The sequence below is a fragment of the Serratia sp. CY56464 genome, assembly GCF_052168435.1.
Lineage (GTDB): Bacteria > Pseudomonadota > Gammaproteobacteria > Enterobacterales > Enterobacteriaceae > Serratia > Serratia marcescens.
The window spans coordinates 16,981-35,192 of sequence record NZ_JBJNMV010000003.1; the positions used below are offsets into that span (position 1 = coordinate 16,981).

General features: G+C 62.7%; 11 protein-coding genes and 1 riboswitch. Of the genes, 6 read left to right on the plus strand and 5 right to left on the minus strand.

The genetic code is table 11. The features are described 5' to 3' along the window. Positions 1-52 precede the first annotated feature (52 nt). The 6 genes from ACJ8KE_RS16290 (at position 53) to ACJ8KE_RS16315 (ending at position 6,434) form a co-directional block, all read left to right on the plus strand. Positions 53-1,114, plus strand: a complete 1,062-nt coding sequence (locus tag ACJ8KE_RS16290; protein WP_016930300.1) for an ABC transporter substrate-binding protein — start codon at positions 53-55, stop codon at positions 1,112-1,114. An 11-nt stretch (positions 1,115-1,125) separates the two neighbouring features. Beyond that, positions 1,126-1,935 carry an alkaline phosphatase family protein gene (locus tag ACJ8KE_RS16295; protein WP_016930299.1) on the plus strand — a complete coding sequence of 270 codons (810 nt, stop codon included), beginning with the start codon at positions 1,126-1,128 and terminating at the stop codon, positions 1,933-1,935. Further along, complete coding sequence (locus tag ACJ8KE_RS16300) at positions 1,932-2,777, plus strand: ABC transporter permease (protein WP_033651199.1); 846 nt, start codon at positions 1,932-1,934, stop codon at positions 2,775-2,777. The genes ACJ8KE_RS16295 and ACJ8KE_RS16300 overlap by 4 nt, the downstream gene beginning before the upstream one ends. A gap of 17 nt (positions 2,778-2,794) precedes the next feature. Then, positions 2,795-3,580 carry an ABC transporter permease gene (locus tag ACJ8KE_RS16305; RefSeq protein WP_442517314.1) on the plus strand — a complete coding sequence of 262 codons (786 nt, stop codon included), beginning with the start codon at positions 2,795-2,797 and terminating at the stop codon, positions 3,578-3,580. A 4-nt stretch (positions 3,581-3,584) separates the two neighbouring features. Then, positions 3,585-4,577, plus strand: coding sequence for an ABC transporter ATP-binding protein (locus ACJ8KE_RS16310; RefSeq protein ID WP_033651200.1), 993 nt, complete (start codon positions 3,585-3,587; stop codon positions 4,575-4,577). Between the two features lie 207 nt (positions 4,578-4,784). Further along, on the plus strand, positions 4,785-6,434 hold the full coding sequence (locus ACJ8KE_RS16315; protein WP_016930295.1) for a Na/Pi cotransporter family protein: 1,650 nt from the start codon (positions 4,785-4,787) through the stop codon (positions 6,432-6,434). A gap of 46 nt (positions 6,435-6,480) precedes the next feature. Here ACJ8KE_RS16315 and ACJ8KE_RS16320 read toward each other — a convergent pair whose 3' ends face one another. The 5 genes from ACJ8KE_RS16320 to ACJ8KE_RS16340 all read right to left on the minus strand — a co-directional run bounded on the left by ACJ8KE_RS16320 (position 6,481) and on the right by ACJ8KE_RS16340 (position 18,008). Further along, the gene (locus ACJ8KE_RS16320) at positions 6,481-11,307 is read right to left on the minus strand and encodes a hemagglutinin repeat-containing protein (protein ID WP_306376982.1); all 4,827 of its coding nucleotides are present in this window, start codon (positions 11,305-11,307) and stop codon (positions 6,481-6,483) included. A 45-nt stretch (positions 11,308-11,352) separates the two neighbouring features. Continuing rightward, entirely contained in the window at positions 11,353-13,032 is a 1,680-nt protein-coding gene (locus ACJ8KE_RS16325; RefSeq protein ID WP_016930293.1) for a ShlB/FhaC/HecB family hemolysin secretion/activation protein, read from the minus strand. Positions 13,033-13,417: 385 nt separating this feature from the next. Further along, a complete protein-coding gene (gene panS, locus ACJ8KE_RS16330) occupies positions 13,418-14,335 on the minus strand; it encodes a ketopantoate/pantoate/pantothenate transporter PanS (protein ID WP_033639257.1) in 918 nt (305 codons plus the stop codon). 143 nt (positions 14,336-14,478) lie between these two features. Continuing rightward, complete coding sequence (lysC, locus tag ACJ8KE_RS16335; protein WP_028128299.1) at positions 14,479-15,846, minus strand: lysine-sensitive aspartokinase 3; 1,368 nt, start codon at positions 15,844-15,846, stop codon at positions 14,479-14,481. 107 nt (positions 15,847-15,953) lie between these two features. Beyond that, positions 15,954-16,147, minus strand: a riboswitch (Lysine riboswitch). Between the two features lie 52 nt (positions 16,148-16,199). Then, the gene (locus ACJ8KE_RS16340; protein ID WP_028128300.1) at positions 16,200-18,008 is read right to left on the minus strand and encodes a cation:proton antiporter; all 1,809 of its coding nucleotides are present in this window, start codon (positions 18,006-18,008) and stop codon (positions 16,200-16,202) included. Between the last annotated feature and the right edge of the window lie 204 nt (positions 18,009-18,212).

The following is an 18,212-nucleotide window of genomic DNA, read 5'->3' on the forward strand; positions in this document are numbered from 1 at the left end:
TCCTTGCTGGACTAGTCCAGCCCTCCCCACACTACCACCTGGAGCATCAGTTATGAAACGTTTGTGCGCTTCTGTGTTAACCAGTGCCATCGTGTTATCCAGCCAGATGAGCTGGGCCGCGGATACCGATCTGGCGGCGCTGGAGCAGGCCGCGAAGAAAGAAGGCGAAGTCAACAGCGTCGGCATGCCGGACAGCTGGGCCAACTGGAAAGGCACCTGGCAAGATCTGTTGAGCAAGTACGGCCTGAAGCATGTCGATACCGACATGAGCTCCGCGCAGGAGATCGCCAAATTCGATGCGGAAAAGAACAACGCCACGGCGGACATTGGTGACGTCGGCGCGGCCTTCGGCCCGGTGGCGGTACAGAAGGGCGTGACGCAGCCGTACAAACCTTCTACCTGGGATCAGGTGCCGGATTGGGCGAAAGACAAAGACGGCCACTGGGCGCTGGCTTATACCGGCACCATCGCCTTTATCATCAACAAACAGCAGGTGAAAGACATCCCGCACAGCTGGGCCGATCTGCTGAAGGGTAACTATCAGGTCACCATCGGCGACGTCGGCACCGCGTCGCAGGCGGCCAGCGGCGTGCTGGCGGCCACCTACGCCATGGGCGGCAACGAGAAAAACCTCAAGCCGGGCCTGGAATTCTTCGGCAAGCTGGCCAAGGCCGGCCGACTGAGCCTGAGTAACCCGGTGATCGCATCGCTGGAGAAAGGGGAAGTGCAGGTTGGCGTGGTGTGGGACTTCAACGGCCTGAACTACCGCGACCAGATCGACAAAACCCGTTTTGAAGTGCTGATCCCGTCGGACGGCTCGATCACCTCCGGCTACACCACCATCATCAACAAATACGCCAAGCACCCGAACGCCGCCAAACTGGCGCGCGAATACATCTTCTCCGACGCCGGCCAGATCAACCTGGCGCGCGGCTATGCGCGTCCGATCCGCGCCGAGCATCTGACGCTGCCGGACGACGTCAAGGCCAAGCTGCTGCCGGCCGAGCAGTACAAGAATGCGCACCCGATCGCCGATCCGGCGGCCTGGGAACAGAGCGCCAAAGCGCTGCCGCGCCTGTGGCAGGAAAACGTCATTATGTTTATGCAGCAGTGAGTTAACGCACCATGAAAACGATCCTCGTGCTGCTGGACGGCCTCAACTACCGGGTGGCGCACGACGCCATGGGGTATCTGCAGGCCGAATGCGCGGCGGGACGCGGGCGGTTGTACCTGCTGGAGAGCGAGTTGCCCTCGCTCTCCCGGCCGCTGTATGAATGCATCCTCACCGGCGTCACGCCGGTGGAGAGCGGTGTGGTGCATAACCACGTCTCGCGCCTTTCTCATCAACAAAGCGTGTTTCATTACGCGCGCGCCGCCGGGCTGACCACCGCCGCCGCCGCGTATCATTGGTTCAGCGAATTGTATAACCGCACGCCGTTCGACGCCGCGCGCGACCGCCATACCGACGCCCCCGAGCTGCCTATCCAGCACGGGCATTTTTATTACGACGACGGCTATCCCGACAGCCATCTGTTCGACGACGCCGAAAGCCTGCGCCAGCGTCATCAGCCGGACTTCCTGCTGATCCACCCGATGAACATCGACGATGCCGGCCACCGCTTTGGCCTCTCTTCGCCGCAGTACCGCAACGCGGCGCGCCGCGCCGACGGTTCGCTGTCGCGTTACCTGCCCGAGTGGCTGGCGGCCGGTTATCAGGTGCTGGTTACCGCCGACCACGGCATGAACGACGATCGCAGCCACGGCGGGGTGTTGCCGGAAGAGCGCCAGGTGCCGCTGTTCGTATTCGGCGCGGGCTTCAGCCTGGATGACGCCGATCCGCAGCAAACCGAGCTGTGCGGCACGATCTGCGATCTGCTGCAGGCGCCGCACGACAAGCCGCGCTGCCGGGCGCTGCTGGCGCAGGATGCGCGATGAACAGCAAAACCAAATGGATCGCCGCGCTATGCCTGCTGCCGTTTATCGTGCTGTTCGGCGCGTTTCAGATCGCCCCGCTGGTGTGGATCGCGGTTCACAGCTTTTTCAGCGAGAGCAGCGGCTGGGGATGGGGCAACTATGTCGATATCCTCACGTCGCCGTTCTACCTGCAGGCCTTTCAGTTCTCGCTGGAGATCTCGCTGTGGTCGAGCGTCTACGGCTTGCTGATTGCGTTAGTGGGCAGTTACTCACTGCGTCAGCTCGGCCAGACCCGGTTTCATGACTTTGTGATGTCGTTCACCAACATGACCAGCAACTTCGCCGGGGTGCCGCTGGCGTTCGCCTTCGTCATTCTGCTGGGGCTGAACGGCTGCCTGACGCTGCTGCTGCGAAAATACGGTTTGATGGAGAGCTTCAACCTCTATTCGAAGAGCGGCCTGATCGTGCTGTATACTTACTTCCAGATCCCGCTCGGGGTGCTGCTGCTGTATCCGGCATTCGACGCGCTGCGCGCCGACTGGCGCGAATCGGCGGCGCTGCTCGGCGCCGGCCCCTGGCGCTACTGGCGGCATATCGGCCTGCCGGTGCTGGCGCCGGCGCTGATGGGCACCTTCGTCATCCTGCTGGCCAACGCGCTGGGCGCCTACGCCACGGTGTACGCGCTGACCACCGGCAACTTCAACGTGATCCCGATCCGCATCTCGGCGTTGGTGGCGGGGGACATCTCCCTCGATCCGAACCTGGCCAGCGCGCTGGCGATGCTGCTGGTGGCGATGATGGCGTTTATCACGGTGATCCACCAATGGATGCTGCGCAGGAGCTACCTCAATGCGCGCTCATAATCGGATGGAGAATGCTCATGTCGCGTGTTGAACGCCTGTACCACCGCACGGTGACCGGCCTGCTGCTGTTGATTCTGCTGCTGCCGCTGGCTGCGACGCTGGTTTACGCGCTGGCCACCCAGTGGGGCGCCACCATTTTACCGGACGGTTTTACCCTGAAGTGGCTGATGGCGCTGTGGAGCGATTCGCGCTTTTTGCTGGCGCTGTGGCACTCGCTGCTGATCTGCTTCGGCACGCTGCTGCTGTCGGTGGTGGTGATCCTGCCGGCGATGTTTGTAATCGCTTACTACTTCCCTAGGCTTGACGCGATGATGAATGTGCTGATTCTGCTGCCGTTCGCCGTGCCGCCGGTGGTGTCGGCGGTGGGGCTGATGCAGCTGTTCGCCGCCGATCCGCTGCCGCTGCTCGGCACTCCCTGGATTTTGGTGGGCTGTTATTTCACCATTGCGCTGCCGTTTATCTACCGCGCCATCAGCAACAACATGCAGGCGATCAACCTGCGCGATCTGATGGACGCCGCGCACCTGCTCGGCGCCAGCACCTGGCAGGCGGCGCTGTGGGTGGTGCTGCCGAACCTGCGCAAGGGCGGAACGATCGCCGTGCTGCTGTCGTTTTCGTTCCTGATCGGCGAGTTCGTGTTCGCCAACCTGCTGGTGGGCAGCCAGTATGAAACGCTGCAGGTCTATCTGTTCAATATGCGCAACGGCAGCGGGCACTTTACCAGCGCGCTGGTCATCTCCTATTTCGCCGTGGTGCTGCTCGTCACCTGGCTGGCGAACCTGCTGAATAAAAACAAGGGCTAACCCGATGGCTTATCTCAACGTCACCCGCCTGAACAAACACTATGGCCAGACCCAAGTGTTTCAGGATATCGATTTCACCGCCGAAGAGGGGGAGTTCGTCACCCTGCTGGGGCCGAGCGGCTGCGGCAAATCGACGCTGCTGCGCTGTCTGGCCGGCCTGACCCCGGTCGACAGCGGGCAAATTTTGCTGCAGGGCCAGGATCTGGTGCCGCTGGCGCCGCAAAAGCGCGGCATCGGCATGGTGTTTCAAAGTTATGCGCTGTTTCCCAATATGACGGTGGAAGGCAACGTGGCCTTCGGCCTGAAAATGCAGAAGCTGGCGGCCGGACAGATCGGACAGCGGGTGCAGGAGGCGCTGGCGCTGGTGGAGCTGAGCGATTTGGCGAAGCGCTATCCGCATCAGCTGTCGGGCGGCCAGTGTCAGCGCGTAGCGTTGGCGCGATCGCTGGTCACTCGCCCGCGTCTGCTGCTGCTCGACGAACCGCTGTCGGCGCTGGATGCGCGTATTCGCAAACACCTGCGCGAGCAGATCCGGCGCATTCAGCGCGAGCTGAACCTGACGGCGATCTTCGTCACCCACGATCAGGAAGAGGCGCTGACCCTGTCGGATCGCATCGTGCTGATGAACAAGGGGCAGATCGTGCAGAGCGGCGATGCGGAAACCCTGTATACCCAGCCGGCGGATGCCTTCGCCGCCGGGTTTATCGGCAACTACAACCTGCTGAGCGCCGAACAGGCCGGCCGCTTGACCGGGCGCAGCTATGTCGGCAAGGTGGCGATCCGCCCCGAATCGATCGGCCTGTTGCCGGCGGGACAGGGGATCGGCGGGGTGATCCTGGGTCACAGTTTGCTCGGGAATGTGGTACGGTATCGGATTCAGGTTTGCGAGGTAGAATTGCTGGTTGACGTGCTCAACCGTTCGGTGGCCGACCTGCGGCCCGACGGCGCGGAAATTGGGCTACACTTGGAACCTGTTGTATTGCGGGAAGTTGCATGACTTCGCAGCGCGGCGCCGGGGCCTTCTCGCCGCCGCATTAACCCTTCTCTTCTGCGGTCTGCCGCCCGCCCGCTGTCCTGCCAGACCCACGCCCGGCAGGCGGGACCGCGCGCTGTATCCGTCATCCTTTGGCTCGCCTCTCTGCGTCGCGTGACAAGCATCGGGTATCAGCCTCCTTTGGCCGGGCGTTAATGGAGCGTATCTTCCGTGCTGACCCTTCTTCACCTGCTTTCGTCCGTGGCGCTGTTGGTATGGGGCACCCACATCGTGCGCACCGGGATCATGCGGGTTTACGGCGCCAATCTGCGGCGCGTGTTGAGCGACAGCGTTGAGAAAAAACCGCTGGCGTTCGTTTCCGGCATCGGCGTGACCGCGCTGGTGCAAAGCAGCAACGCCACCGCGCTGCTGGTGACCTCTTTCGTCGCACAGGGGCTGGTGGGGCTGGCGCCTGCGCTGGTGATCATGCTCGGCGCCGACGTCGGCACCGCGCTGATGGCGCGCGTGCTGACCTTCGATCTTTCCTGGCTGTCGCCGCTGCTGATCCTGGTCGGCGTCTTCCTGTTCCTCAGCCGCAAGCAGATGCGGATCGGCCAGATCGGACGCGTTCTGATCGGCCTCGGGCTGATCGTACTGGCGCTGGAGCTGATCGTGGCCGCCGCCACGCCGATCACCCAGGCGGCCGGGGTGAAAGTGCTGTTCTCATCGCTGACCGGCGATGTGATGCTGGACGCGCTGACCGGCGCGCTGTTCGCCATTGTCAGCTATTCCAGCCTGGCGGCGGTGCTGCTGACCGCTACCCTGACCGCCACCGGCGTGATTTCGCTGAAGGTGGCGCTCTGTCTGGTGATCGGCGCCAACCTCGGCAGCGGCCTGTTGGCGATGATCAACGCCAGCGGCCAGAACGCCGCGGGGCGGCGCGTGGCGCTCGGCAGCCTGCTGTTCAAGCTGGTGGGCTGCATACTGGTGCTGCCGTTCGTCTCCTATCTGGCGGATTTGATGGCTCAGCTGCCGGGCGGCAGCGAAGAGCTGGTGATCTATTTCCACGTGTTCTACAACCTGATCCGCTGCCTGGTGATGATCCCGCTGGCCGGGCCGATGGCGACGCTGTGCGAACGGCTGATCGTCGACGAAGCGGCCGACGATCCGCGCATGCGGCCGCGCCATCTTGACGCCAGCGCGCTGGACACGCCGACGCTGGCGTTGGCCAACGCGGCGCGTGAAACGCTGCGCATGGGCGACGTGGTGGAACACATGATGATCCTGCAACGTGAAGTGCTGCACGGTAAGCAGGGAGTCGATAAAGAGGTGCGGCGCCTCGACGATGACGTCGACGTGCTGTACACCGCCATCAAGCTGTATCTGGCGCAGATCCAGAAGGAAGATCTGGGCGAGGAAGACTCGCGCCGTTGGGCGGAGATCATCGAAATGGCGCTCAACCTGGAACAGGCGGGCGACATCATCGAGCGCATGGCCGGCGACGTGGGCGCCAAGTCGCACGCCGCGCGCCGCGCCTTCTCGGCGGAAGGGTTGGCGGAGCTGGACGGGCTGCACGAACGGCTGATCGGCAACCTGCGCCTGGGGCTGTCGGTGTTCCTGTCCGGCGACGTCACCAGCGCCAAGCGCCTGCGCCGTTCCAAGCACCGTTTCCGCATTCTGGATCGCCGCTACGCGCATGCGCACGTCGATCGTTTGCACCAGCAAAACGTGCAGAGCATCGAGACCAGTTCACTGCATTTGGGATTGTTGGGGGACATGAAGCGCCTGAACTCGCTGTTTTGCGCCGTGGCTTACAACGTGTTGGATCAGGATGCCAAGGATGACGATCGCGACTGGGAAGATACCCCGAGCACGCTGTAAAAAAAACGCCCCCGGAAAACCGGGGGCGTTGTGCAGGAAAGGCGCGTTATTTGCCGCTGAACACGCCGGCTTTGGCGTCCGCCTGCTGAGTTGAAGCATGGCCGCTGGCGAACGGCACGTTGCCGTCGACGCTTTGCTTCGCCGCGCCGCCTAACAGCCCGCCGACCGTGGCCGCCGCATCGACGCGGCCGCCGCCCTGATAGCGTTGGCCGTTGACGTCCTGCTGGCTGACCTGGCTGCCGCCCAGTTCCACCTTGCCTTGCTGGCTGCGGATCTCGCCGCCGGTCAGTTGGGTTTGGCCGCCGACCTGCAGCGCCACGCCGTTCTTGCCGGCAATCGCCGATTGCTCGCCGACCGCGTTGTTGTTCACCACGTCGGCATTGACCTTGAGGTGCCCCTGGCGACCGGCCGGACCGGTGATGCTGTCTTTCACCGCGCCGCCGACGGTGCGTGCGCCGCGATCCCACAGCGGGCCTTGCGGTTTTTCGCCGGCCGGCGTTGCCGGCAGCGTGACTTTGCCGTCGGCCTTGCTGAAGCTGACCGCGCCGGTGGTGTCTTGCTGCGGATCAAGGCGACGCGCCACGCTGTTGTACTTGTCGGTGGTGGCGTCGGCCACTTTGTTCACTCCGGCCTCCAGTTTCTCTTTCACCTTACCGGCGTAACGCGGTGTGCCGACCTTCGACAGCTTGGAGGTGATGCTGCTGCCCGGATCGTTGCTGTGGCTCAGACCGGCATCCACATCCACCTTCACACCGTTCTCAACGTCTTTGCGGCTTTCAACGCGCAGATCGCCGCCCACCTCGCCCTGGACGCTGTCGGCGTCGACGCGCGCGCCGGCGAGACGGGTATCCTTGCCGCTGTTGAGCGCCACGTCGCCCGCGGTGATGCCGGTGTTGGCGTGGGTGGTTTTATCCTGCTGCTCCACGCCGACTTTCAGACCGGCGCCCAGCGTGTGGGTATCTTTGCCGGTGTTCGGATCGACCTTGCCGCCGGCGTCCTTGTTGAAGGTTTGGCCGCCTTTGGCGTTGGCTTTGATGCCCAGGCTCCAGTTGTCCTTATGCTGCTCGTTTTTGGCTGACTCCAGCAGGATGCCGCCGTTTTTCGCCTCGAGCGCGGCGCTGCCGCCGCTGACTTTGGCGCCCTGCAGATGCAGCGCGTCATCGCCTTTGCCGTTGGCGGACAGGGTGACCTTGCCGTCTGAGGCGATAGTGGCGCCCTGGCGCTCGGTCGCGGACTCATTGACTTTGGCGATGTCGAAGGCGCCGCCGGCGGAGAGGTTGCCGCCGGTTTTTTCCTTGCTGTCGCTGCTGCCGGCGCCCAGATCGATATTGCCGGACAGCTTGCTCTCCTTACGCGTTTGGGTCGATTCCGCCGCCTGCAGTGCGACCTGGTTGCCCGCGCTCAGGCTGACGTCGCCCTGGCTCTTGACGTCGGTGCCCTGTAGCGTCAGATCGCGGCCCGCCTTCAGCTCCACACCCTGTTGGCCGCTGACGTTGCCGACCTGCGCGGTGCTGCTGCTGCTTTCGCCGTTATGGGTGCCGCCGCCGAACCCGGCGCCGAAGTTTTTACTGTCGGCGGTGAAACCGCCCTTGGCGGAGGCTTTGACGTTAAAGCCGCTGTGGCTTTCGCTCTGTTTGTCGCTGGCCTGATCAAGACGGATATCGCCGCCGGCGTTGACGGCGGTTTTTCCGCGGCCGCCGTTCAGCGCGGTGCCCTGATAGACCGCGTCTTTTTTCACGTTGACGTTGATGCCGTTGGCCGCGTCGATCGAGCCGGTCACCGCCTGGCTCGCGCTGCTGTTGCTGCGCTGAGTGCCGCCTTCACCCTTGGCGTCCACGGTCAGATCGCTGCCGGTGGTGGTGTAGACGCGCACGCCGGCGCTGCCGCGGGTGTCGCGGCTCTGCTCGTCCTGACGGTTTGCCGCGGCTTCGCTGCGGTGGCTGTCCGCCGTCAGGTTGACCGCGCCTTTGCTCGCCTGGTACTGCGTGCCCTGATCGCGCACTTCGCCTTTGGCGTTGATGTCGATACTGCCGGCTTGCACCGAGCTGACCACCGCCTGCGAGCTGCTGCTGCGTTTTTCGCTGCTGCCGCCCTGTGCGCCGATATCCAGGCCGACGTTAGGCGCGCCGATGCCGCCGATGTCGTTGATGACGCCGGTGGCGTCCAGCTTGGCCGCCTTGCCGACCGCGCGCTCGACCGGACGGGTCACGGCGCTGTAATCGACGTTGGCGCCGATGTTCACGCCGACGTCGGTTTTGGTGGTGGTGGTGCTGGCGGTGTCGGCGGCGGCAAGGTGATCGACGCCGGCGGCGTTTTCTTGATAGGCGCCGCCGACGCTGTGCTGCGCGCCTTGCTGGGTCAGCTTGTCGCGGGCGTTGATCGTCAGATTGCCTTTGACGTCGCTGCCGGACGTGATCGCCTTGCTGCTTTGCGCCTGAGTTTTGCTGTTCTCGTAGCCGGCTTCTACGCCGCTGCCGAGTTTGTCGATGCCGCCGGTGTAATAGAAACCGCCGCCGATCTTGGTTTGCTCGGTGTTTGAGGCCGTTTTGTCGTCGGCCGCCAGGAACGAAACCTTATTGCCGCTGACGCTGGCGTCGCCTTTGTCGGCGACCAATTTGGAGCCGCTGAAGGTCACGTCCTTCTCCGCCTTGAGCTTCACGCTGCCGCCGCTGAGGCTTGAGGCGCTATTCTCGGTGCGGGTGGTTTTCTCGCTGTCGCGGGTGTGCTCGATGCGCAAACCGGCGCGGTACTGCTTGTCACCGGCTTCTTTGGCGTAGCCGTTAACGGTGAGCGCGGTCTTCTGCTCGTCGATGTTCTGCTGCCGCTCGGCGGCCTTGACGTTGATGTTGCCGGTCTTCGACTCGACGCTCAGCTCACCGCCGCTGGCGACCTGGCTGCCGATCACGTCGGCATCCTTGTGGCTGACCAGCGTCAGGTTGGTGTCGGACTTCAGCTCGCTGGCGGTGCTGCTCTGGTAGCTGTTGTCGGCCTTGTGCGAACTGCTGGTGATGTTGAAGGCGGTGCCGGTGCGCGCGTCGATTTTGTCCACGGTGGTGCTCAGCGCGTTGTCGATGCGCAGGCCGCCGTGGGTGGCGGTGACTTCGCCGCCTTTCTGACCGCGCGCCTTGCTGCCGGTAATGGTGACGCCTTGCTGACCGTTCAGGCGCAGGGTGCCGCCGCTGGTCAATTCGGAAGCGTGGCTGATCTCGCGGCGATTGCTGTTGTTCTTGTTGTCGCCGCCGCCGATGCCGCCCCAGGAGGTTTTGTCATCGCGCACCGCTTTGGCGTTGGCGGTTTTCTGCACCCCGACCTGGATCTGGTTGTCTGCATCGATCGTCAGATCGCGCTGGGCGTGAATCTTGGCGCCCTGAGTCGAGACATTGCGACCGGCTTTCAACGTCAGTTCGCCCTCGCTGCGCAGTTCGCTGGCCTTCAGGCTTTCGCTTTCGTCGCTGCTGCTCCATCTGCCGGTGCGCAGGCTGGAGGTGTGGTTGCGTTGGTAGCCGCGCTCGCTGGATTTGTCCTTCTCCACCAGCCCGGCAAGGTGTACGTCGCGCGCCGCTTTGACGCTCAGCGCGCGGTCGGCGCTGACGTTGGCGCCCAGCAGTTTCACGTCTTCCTGGGTGCTGATGAGTTTGGCGCTGCCGCTGGCGGCGACGGTGCTGCCCGCCTGCTGCAGTTGCTCGCGTTCGCGGGTAACGTCGTATTGCCAGGAGTAGAACCAGCGATCGTCGGTATGGCCTTGCGTCTGCTTCAACTGCTGGCCGTCGAGCGTCAGTTTGCCGCCCTGCAGCGTAATGTCTTCGCCGCGGATATCGGTGGCGGTGAGGTGCGCGTGATTATCCGCCACCAGGCTGATGTTCTTGCCTTTCAGTTCGGTGCGGGTCAGCTTCTGGCTGCTGCTGCGATCGTTGACGTAGATGCCGCCACGGTAATTTTGATAGTTATCGCCGCCGTTTTTGTTGCTGCTGGCGTCGTCGACGCGGCTTTCGCTGCGAATGTCGTAGGCCTTCACCTTGAGTTCATCGCCGGCGGTCAACGAGCCGGCCAGCTTCACGCCGCTGCCCTGCGCGGTGTTGATGATGTTGATGCGCCCGGCCTGCATGCTGCCGAGGTAGTAGCTGTCCAGCGCGGTCGGCATCTGTTGGCTAGCCTGCACCGTGCCGTCGCGCGCCACACGGTTAAGGCCGCTGATGGCGTTGATCGTCGCCGAGGTCACTTTACCATTCGACTGTTTGAAATCTTGCACGATCACTTCGCCGCGGCTGTCGATCTTCGGCGCGATCAGGTCCAGTACGCCGCCGGCGTTCAGGGTGCCATTGAGGCTCAGAGTGTTGCGGTTGCCGAAGGTGCTGTAACCCTGCAGCACGCCGTTTTCCACCAGCGGGTTGCCGACCACCAGTGAGGAATGGCTGGTATTGATGAACCCGCAGCCCTGACAGCTGATGCCGTTCGGGTTGGCCAGCACGTAGTCGGCCGCCATGCCGAAGATTTCTTGCTGGCCATGCAGCAGAGACGGGTTGCGGCCGATCACTTCGTTGAGGATCACGCTGGCTTCGCGTCCGCCCAGATTGGGGTTGGCGCCCAGTTGGCCGGCCAGCTGCGACAGTCCCGCCTCGCGGGAGTTGTTCAGCACCGCGCCGGGCTGGTTGACGTTGAAGTCCTGATATTGGTTGTGCGACAGCCCGTTGCCGTTCGGCGCGACGATATCGACCACCTGCGCGCCGGTGGCGGCGGTGGAGACGCCGGGGCCGTTGGCGCCGTTGGCCGCAACGATCTCTGCGGCGTAGGCGCCGGCGGAAGCGGCGAGAATAATCGCCAGCGCAGCGGCCAGTTTGCCTGCCGCCGAAAGTCTGAAGTTATTATTTTTCATCCATGTCTCTCCGTATATTGCCGTGGGGTCCTGCAAAACTGTTGATTAAAAGGTGTAAGAAAAGCGGGCCAACACCTGAACGGGATCTTCCGGCGTAGCGTGGTTGGACAAAATCCAGCCGCGGCTGACCTCCAGATCGACCAGCGCTCGCTGATAACGCAATGTGGCGCCGGTGCTTATACCGGCGCTGCTGCGCCAGCCAGAGTTGTCCTGACGCGGCAGAATGCGGCCGACGTCGGCGCCGAGGCGCGGCGTCAGCGTGGTGGCGCCCAGATTGAAACTGCGCGACAGCGTATTCTGCAGATACCAGCCGTTGTCCCCGGACTGGGTGCTGCGGCTGAAGCCGCGTACGGCGCTGCGATCGGTGAGGCTCAGCCACTCCACGCCGGGCAGCGGATCGCGGCTGTACTGGCCGTAGAACAGGTTGTTGAGCTGATAGGTGGCGTCGCCCAGCCTGAGGCGCTGGCTGAGGTTGGCGAACAGCTTGCCCTTGGTGAACTGGCTGTCGAGGTGCACCGAACTCGGGTGGCGGCCGGCCCCCAGCCACGGCATCCCCTGCTCGACGCTGAGGTTGGCGCTGAACACGCCATTGGGCAGAATTTGCAGGTGGCTGGCGCTCAGTTCGGCCAGGGTCAGCGTTGGGCTGCTGACCTCAAGGCGCACGCTTTCGAAGTAGTTATCGATGCGCTTGTAGGTCAGCTGGCCGCTCAGGCTGTCTATCTGATCGTGATCGCGATAAAACACGTAGTCGCTGCGCAGCCCGTACTGTTGGGTCTGGCCGTGCAGTTTGACCACGTTGTGCGGCAACTGCTGGTGGTTTTCATAGGACGAGAAGCTGGCGAACCCGCTGAAGGTGAACGCGCCGTACGGCAGCGAATAGAGCAGGGTATAGGCGCGATTATAGCGGTGAGCCGGATTTTCCAGCGTGCTGTTGGCGTTCAGGCTGACAAAGTCCGACAGGCCGAACGGGCTGTCCAACGTGGCGGTGGCGCGCGCCAGCCACCGGCCGGTGCTTTTTTGGCCGTAATTATCCGTGCCGGCGGTAATCAGCCAGGGCTTGGCATGCTGATTGCGCAAGCGAATAACCGAACCGCCAACCTGGCGGCCGGGCAATATATCCAGCTTGGTGGTATTCGATTGCAAACGGTTGGCCTGATCCAATCCCTGATCAAGCTCGGTTAATTTCAACGGCTTGCCTTCCAGCCCCGGAAATAATAAACGGCTGTTGACCCAGCGATCGCCGCCTTCTATTTTCTCGATAAATCCTTCGGTCACGCTTAACCCCAATTCTCCTTGTGAATTAGGGCGAACAATTTGCACGCGCGCGGTGATATAGCCTTTTTGCACATAAAGGCGCGTTAATTCACGGGTCAGGCGATTGATATCGTTGCTGCTGATGCACTGTTCCGGCAGCGCGCTCAGGGCCGATAAATCGGCCGGCGAGAGCAGGGTGACACCCTGCAGATAAACGCCGGCGATCGGCAGGCACTGCGCGGACTGCGGCAGGGCGGGCGCGGCCGGTTCCGGTTCCGCCAGCAGGCGCTGTTGCTTCAGCTGCTGGTAGCGGCGTTGCTCAATCAACTGGTTGACTTCACGCGTGCTGTCTTGCAGCGCGCGGCGCGACTCCCCCATCGACATATCCTGCATCATGTGGGAGTCCGGCAGGGTTTCAGCGGAAAGGGCCGTGCTGACCAACAGCGTCAAGGCGGTGATTTTTTTTATCATTGTAATCCATTATGAGAGGCCGCCGGGGCAGCCAGCCCAATCCATGAGGTTAACCACGGGCGGCCGACGGCCGGCCCGAAATAATGAGCGACATGCACATTGCGAGATATCTTGATTTGCCGCAGCAAATAAGACGGTGGGTATATATCTAAATAATAATTAGGCTGCTTCTTTTATGGCGGGCAACCCTGGTGACTTAATTAATTAAAAAAAGTGGAGCATCTCTTCCTCTTGCCAACATTATCGGCATGGATAGGAAGAATCTGAATTTTTATTTTTCACGGATGATAGGGTATGGGGGAAATTATGACAATCCGACCAGTGGGAAATACGAAATTTCGCAGGGAAGAAAAGGGACGCAATTGTTTGCGTCCCTGCAGGCGGTTTATTTTTTCTTGATAGGGCGGCCGGACCAATAACCCGCCAGCAGCGAACCGGAGAGGTTGTGCCAGACCGAGAACAGCGCGCCCGGCAGCGCGGCCAGCGGCGAGAAGTAGATTTTGCCCAGCGTGGCCGCCAACCCGGAGTTCTGCATGCCCACTTCGATCGCCAGCGTGCGGCAGGTGGACTCGTCGAAGCCGAACAACTTGCCGCCCCAATAGCCGCTCAGCAGACCGATGCCGTTGTGCAGGATCACCGCGACGATCACCACCAGACCGACCGAGGCGATATGGCTTTGGCTGCCCGCCACCACCGCGCTGATGATCGCCAGAATGCACGCCATCGACAGCGCCGGCAGCAGTGGCTCGATGCGTTTCACTGCCTTGGTCAGGGTATGGTGGACGATCAGACCCAGGCCGATCGGGATCACCACGATCTGCAGAATGCTCAACAACATGCCCATGATATCGACGCTGATCTTGGCGTCGACGTACAGACGGGTCAGCAGCGGCGTGGCGAACACCCCCACCAGCGTTGAGACCGCCGAGATGGTCACCGACAGCGCTACGTCACCCTTGGCCAGATAGATCATCACGTTGGACGCGGTGCCGCTGGCCACGCTGCCCACCAGCACCATGCCGGCGGACAGATCCGGCGGCATGCGGAACAGCATCGCCAGGAGCCAGGCCGCCAGCGGCATGATCAGATAATGCAGGAAGATGCCTGCCGCCACCGGGCCGGGGCGCGCCAGCACGCGTTTGAAGTCGTCGAGCCGCAGCGTGACGCCCATGGCGAACATGATCAGCATCAGCAGCGGGCTGACGTAGGGGCCGATACCGGTAAAGGTGGTCGGCGTGTAATAAGCGGCGACGGACAGCAGTATCGCCCAGAGGGGGAATAAGCGCGTGAGCAGTGCCAGCATGCAGGTTTTCCTTAGCCAGATTGAGAACGGCGGGTGTGGTTGTGTTTTTATTGCGGGCTCAACATGCTGAACCCCTGCAGGTTTTGAACGGATTTTTAGACGCAGGGGCGCAGCATGCTGCGCCCGCAATCAGGGATAATGACTTATTCGAACAGGTTGTGATGCAGGGTACGCACCACCTGCTCGGCTTCTTCGCCCGGCACCAGGAAGCACAGGTTATAGCTGCTGGCGCCGTAGCAGATCAGGCGGATATTGAACGGATCGAGCACGCCAAACACCTCTTTGCCCACGCCGCAGGCGCGCGACAGCTGGTTGCCGATGATCGCCACCAGCGCCAGGTTTTCTTCCACTTCCACCCGGCACAGCGACGACAGTTCGGTCAGCAGTGAGGTGGTCAGCAAGCTGCCGCCGACGGAGGTGGCGCCGGTGGTGTCCATGGTCAGCGCGATGCTGACTTCCGAAGTGGTGATCAGATCGACGGAGACATTATGGCGCGCCAGGATGTTGAACACCTCGGCCAGGAAACCGCGCGCGTGCAGCATGTTCAGGCTGTGCAGCGTCAGCAGCGTTTGCTTGCGGCGCAGCGCCAGCGCGCGGAACAGCGGCGGGTTCTCGGTGGTGTTGCACACCAGCGTGCCGCCGGCCGCCGGATCCTTGCTGGAGCCGACGAACACCGGAATATCGCTGCGCACCGCCGGCAACAGGGTGGCCGGATGCAGCACTTTAGCGCCGAAGGTGGCCATTTCCGCCGCCTCTTCGAAACCGATTTTGTCGATGCGCTTGGCCGCCGGCACCACGCGCGGATCGGTGGTGTAGATGCCCGGCACGTCGGTCCAGATATCCACCCGGCCGACGCCGAGCGCCTCGCCGAGCAGCGCGGCGGTATAGTCGCTGCCGCCGCGGCCGAGCGTGGTAGTGCGGCCTTTCGGCTCGCTGCCGATAAAGCCCTGGGTGACCACCAGCGCTTCCTGCAGGCGCGGCTGCAACTGCGACCGGGCCAGTTCGCTGAGCGCGGCGCTGTCCGGCACGGCGCGGCCGAAGTGATCGTCGGTGCGCATTACTTTGCGCACGTCGAACCATTCGGCCTGCACGTTGCGGGCGCGCAGGATTTCAACGAACAGCAGGGTGGACATCAGCTCCCCATGGCTGACCAGTTCGTCGGTCAACGCCGTCGAGGTGGCCAGCGACGCGGCCTCCGACAGCATGGCGATGTTTTCCAGCAGGCGGTCTATCTCGTCGCGGATCACCGCAGGCGCCGCGAGGCGATCGAGGATGGCGTACTGGATGCGACGAATTTCATCAAGCTGGTAGTTGCGTTTGTCGGCCTCGCAACCTTCGGCCAGGGCGACCAACAGGTTGGTGACGCCCGCCGAGGCGGACAACACCACCAGGCGGACCTGCGGATTGGCCAGCACGACGTCGGCGCTGCGGTTCATGGCTTCAAAGTCGGCGACGCTGGTGCCGCCGAACTTGGCTACCACGGTGGAATTCTGGGGTGCTGCTTGGTTCATCTAGAAACCTCGTGTCAGGGATGCCCGTTTGGGGCACTGTAATTCCATAGCCTTGGCACAAGGGGAGAGCGGTAAACAGGGGGCAGGCGTAGAGGTCAGGCTACGATACACCCAGAAGCGCCCCACCTTGTCGATCGCCCTGTGGCGATCCCCTGGTGACAACCCAGGGGATTCAGCCCCTGTAGTCGATACGATAATGGCCGGCCATTATCGTACCTCGGCGTCGCTCCCCCTCGGGTGCCGTCAACGGAGAAACGGCTCCTCTGACACTCTACCTGGGCGACGCGCCTCTTCTGGCTTGCGCACCGGGTGCGCAAGTAGGCTGTTAGGAATAGCCGGTTATCGCCATTCTGTCAACGTACAGACGGTGAGGGATTTTCATCTTGCACCAGCGCGATAAGCGTACAGGGCATCGCGGGCGTGGAACCGGCGCCAATCGGTTGCAGAGAACCGTCTTCCTTTTGGCTGAATAGCGGAATAACGCCCTGATGTTTCTCCAAATACTCCAGCCAACCGAAATTTTCGTTCAATTTGGTCGCTTTGATGGTGGCCCCTCTGGCGAGCAGGCTGCTCAGGCGGCCGTAGGTGGCTTCCTGATTAAATAAAATTTCATGCCGGCGGAAACGCGAACTTTCCGCGCTGGCGCCGCGCCCTTTCAGCGGCGCCCCCGAACGGATGGCGAACACGTGATCTTCGCCGAAGAGATGGCCGAAGTGGTAGACCGCCAGCGCGTTTTGGTGGCGATTGGGTGACAGCGCCAGCACCTGGGCGATATTGCTCAGATCGAGGTAGTTCTCGGCGTGTTCGGAGTAGGCGTGGCCATAGTAGGCCGGAATGCCGTCCATGCGCGCCTGACGGTAGTATTCCCAACTGCTGTCGGTGACGATCACCGGCACGTTCAGCTTGATCAGCGCCTGCGCCAGCATGCGCGCCACGCTGTTGGCGCCGACGATCAGCACGCCGCGCGGTTTCTGCTGCTGCACCCGCAGCCAGCGCGCCATCATGCCGCTGGTCAGGCTTTGCAACACCACGGTGCCGATGATGATGGCGAACACCACGGTCACCAGCCGGTCGGCGCCCTGATAGCCGCTGCGCTGCAGCGTCAGCGCGAACAGCGAGCTGACCGCCGCGGCGACGATGCCGCGCGGGGCGATCCAGCACAGCAGCAGCCGATCGCGCCAGTGCAGGGAAGAGCGCCAGGTCGACACCGCGATGCACAGCGGCCGGGCGATGAACTGCACCGCCAGCAGCAGCAGGAGCAGCGGCCAGCCCATGTGCCACAGCGCCTGGATGTCGAGCCGCGCCGCCAGAATGATGAACAGCGCCGAGATCAGGATCGCCGACAGCTCCTCTTTGAACGCCAGAATATCGCTGGTGTCCACGTCGCGCATGTTGGCCAGCCAGATGCCCATCACCGTGACGGTCAGCAGGCCGGATTCGTCGGCGATGGCGTTGGAAACGCCGAAGGCGGTCAGCATGATCGCCAGCACCGCCAGGTTCTGCAGATAGCGCGGCAGCCAGACGCGGCGCAGCGCCAGGCCGAGCAGATAGCCGAACAGCGCGCCGGCGATCAGGCCGACGGCGGCGGTCACGCCCAGCGTCCAAAACAGGTGGGTATAGGACTCCGCATTCTGCTTCAGCACGATAAACTCGAACACCAGCAGGGTGAAGATGGCGCCGACCGGATCGATGACGATCCCTTCCCAACGCAACACCTGGTTAATGTTGGCGTTCGGCCGCACCACGCGCATCAGCGGGGCGATCACCGTCGGCCCGGTCACTACCGTCACCGCGCCGATCAGCGCCGCCAGCTCCGGCGGGAAATCCAGCAGCCACCAGCTGGCGAGGCTGATGACCAGAAAGGTGACCAGCATGCCAACGGTGACCAGGTTGCGCACCACGCCGCCGAGGCCGCGTATCTCCTCGAAGCGCAGCGTCAGCGCCCCCTCGAACAGGATGATCGCCACCGACAGCGACACCAGCGGAAACAGCAGATCGCCGAACAGCAGATCCGGCTGCACCAGATGCACCGTCGGGCCGAGCACGATGCCGAACAGCAGCAGCGGCAAAATGGCCGGCAGGCGCAGCAACCAGGCCAGCCACTGCGCCAGCAGCGACGCCAGACCGATAAGCACCAACATGAGCGGGGCGGATAATTCCATAAGCGAGATCCCTTTCAAATGACGAAATAAGCGACGATGACACAGCCTGATGACAATTCGGCAACCCCGATAACAGGCTGTTAGCCAAAAGTATAGAGTGAAAGCTGAAACGAGGCGGCAATGCGTTGACAGTTAGCGCCTATCGCAAGAAAAGAGATCATAATCACAGTCGAACAGGCTACAATCGGACAAACGCGTCATTTT

Bases quoted from the DNA above. Each gene is read 5' to 3' on its own strand.
- panS (WP_033639257.1), bottom strand. From the start codon at position 14,335: ATGCTGGCACTGCTCACGCGCTTATTCCCCCTCTGGGCGATACTGCTG.
- ACJ8KE_RS16305 (WP_442517314.1), top strand. From the start codon at position 2,795: ATGTCGCGTGTTGAACGCCTGTACCACCGCACGGTGACCGGCCTGCTG.
- ACJ8KE_RS16310 (WP_033651200.1), top strand. From the start codon at position 3,585: ATGGCTTATCTCAACGTCACCCGCCTGAACAAACACTATGGCCAGACC.
- lysC (WP_028128299.1), bottom strand. From the start codon at position 15,846: ATGAACCAAGCAGCACCCCAGAATTCCACCGTGGTAGCCAAGTTCGGC.
- ACJ8KE_RS16290 (WP_016930300.1), top strand. From the start codon at position 53: ATGAAACGTTTGTGCGCTTCTGTGTTAACCAGTGCCATCGTGTTATCC.
- ACJ8KE_RS16300 (WP_033651199.1), top strand. From the start codon at position 1,932: ATGAACAGCAAAACCAAATGGATCGCCGCGCTATGCCTGCTGCCGTTT.
- ACJ8KE_RS16320 (WP_306376982.1), bottom strand. From the start codon at position 11,307: ATGAAAAATAATAACTTCAGACTTTCGGCGGCAGGCAAACTGGCCGCT.
- ACJ8KE_RS16340 (WP_028128300.1), bottom strand. From the start codon at position 18,008: ATGGAATTATCCGCCCCGCTCATGTTGGTGCTTATCGGTCTGGCGTCG.
- ACJ8KE_RS16295 (WP_016930299.1), top strand. From the start codon at position 1,126: ATGAAAACGATCCTCGTGCTGCTGGACGGCCTCAACTACCGGGTGGCG.
- ACJ8KE_RS16325 (WP_016930293.1), bottom strand. From the start codon at position 13,032: ATGATAAAAAAAATCACCGCCTTGACGCTGTTGGTCAGCACGGCCCTT.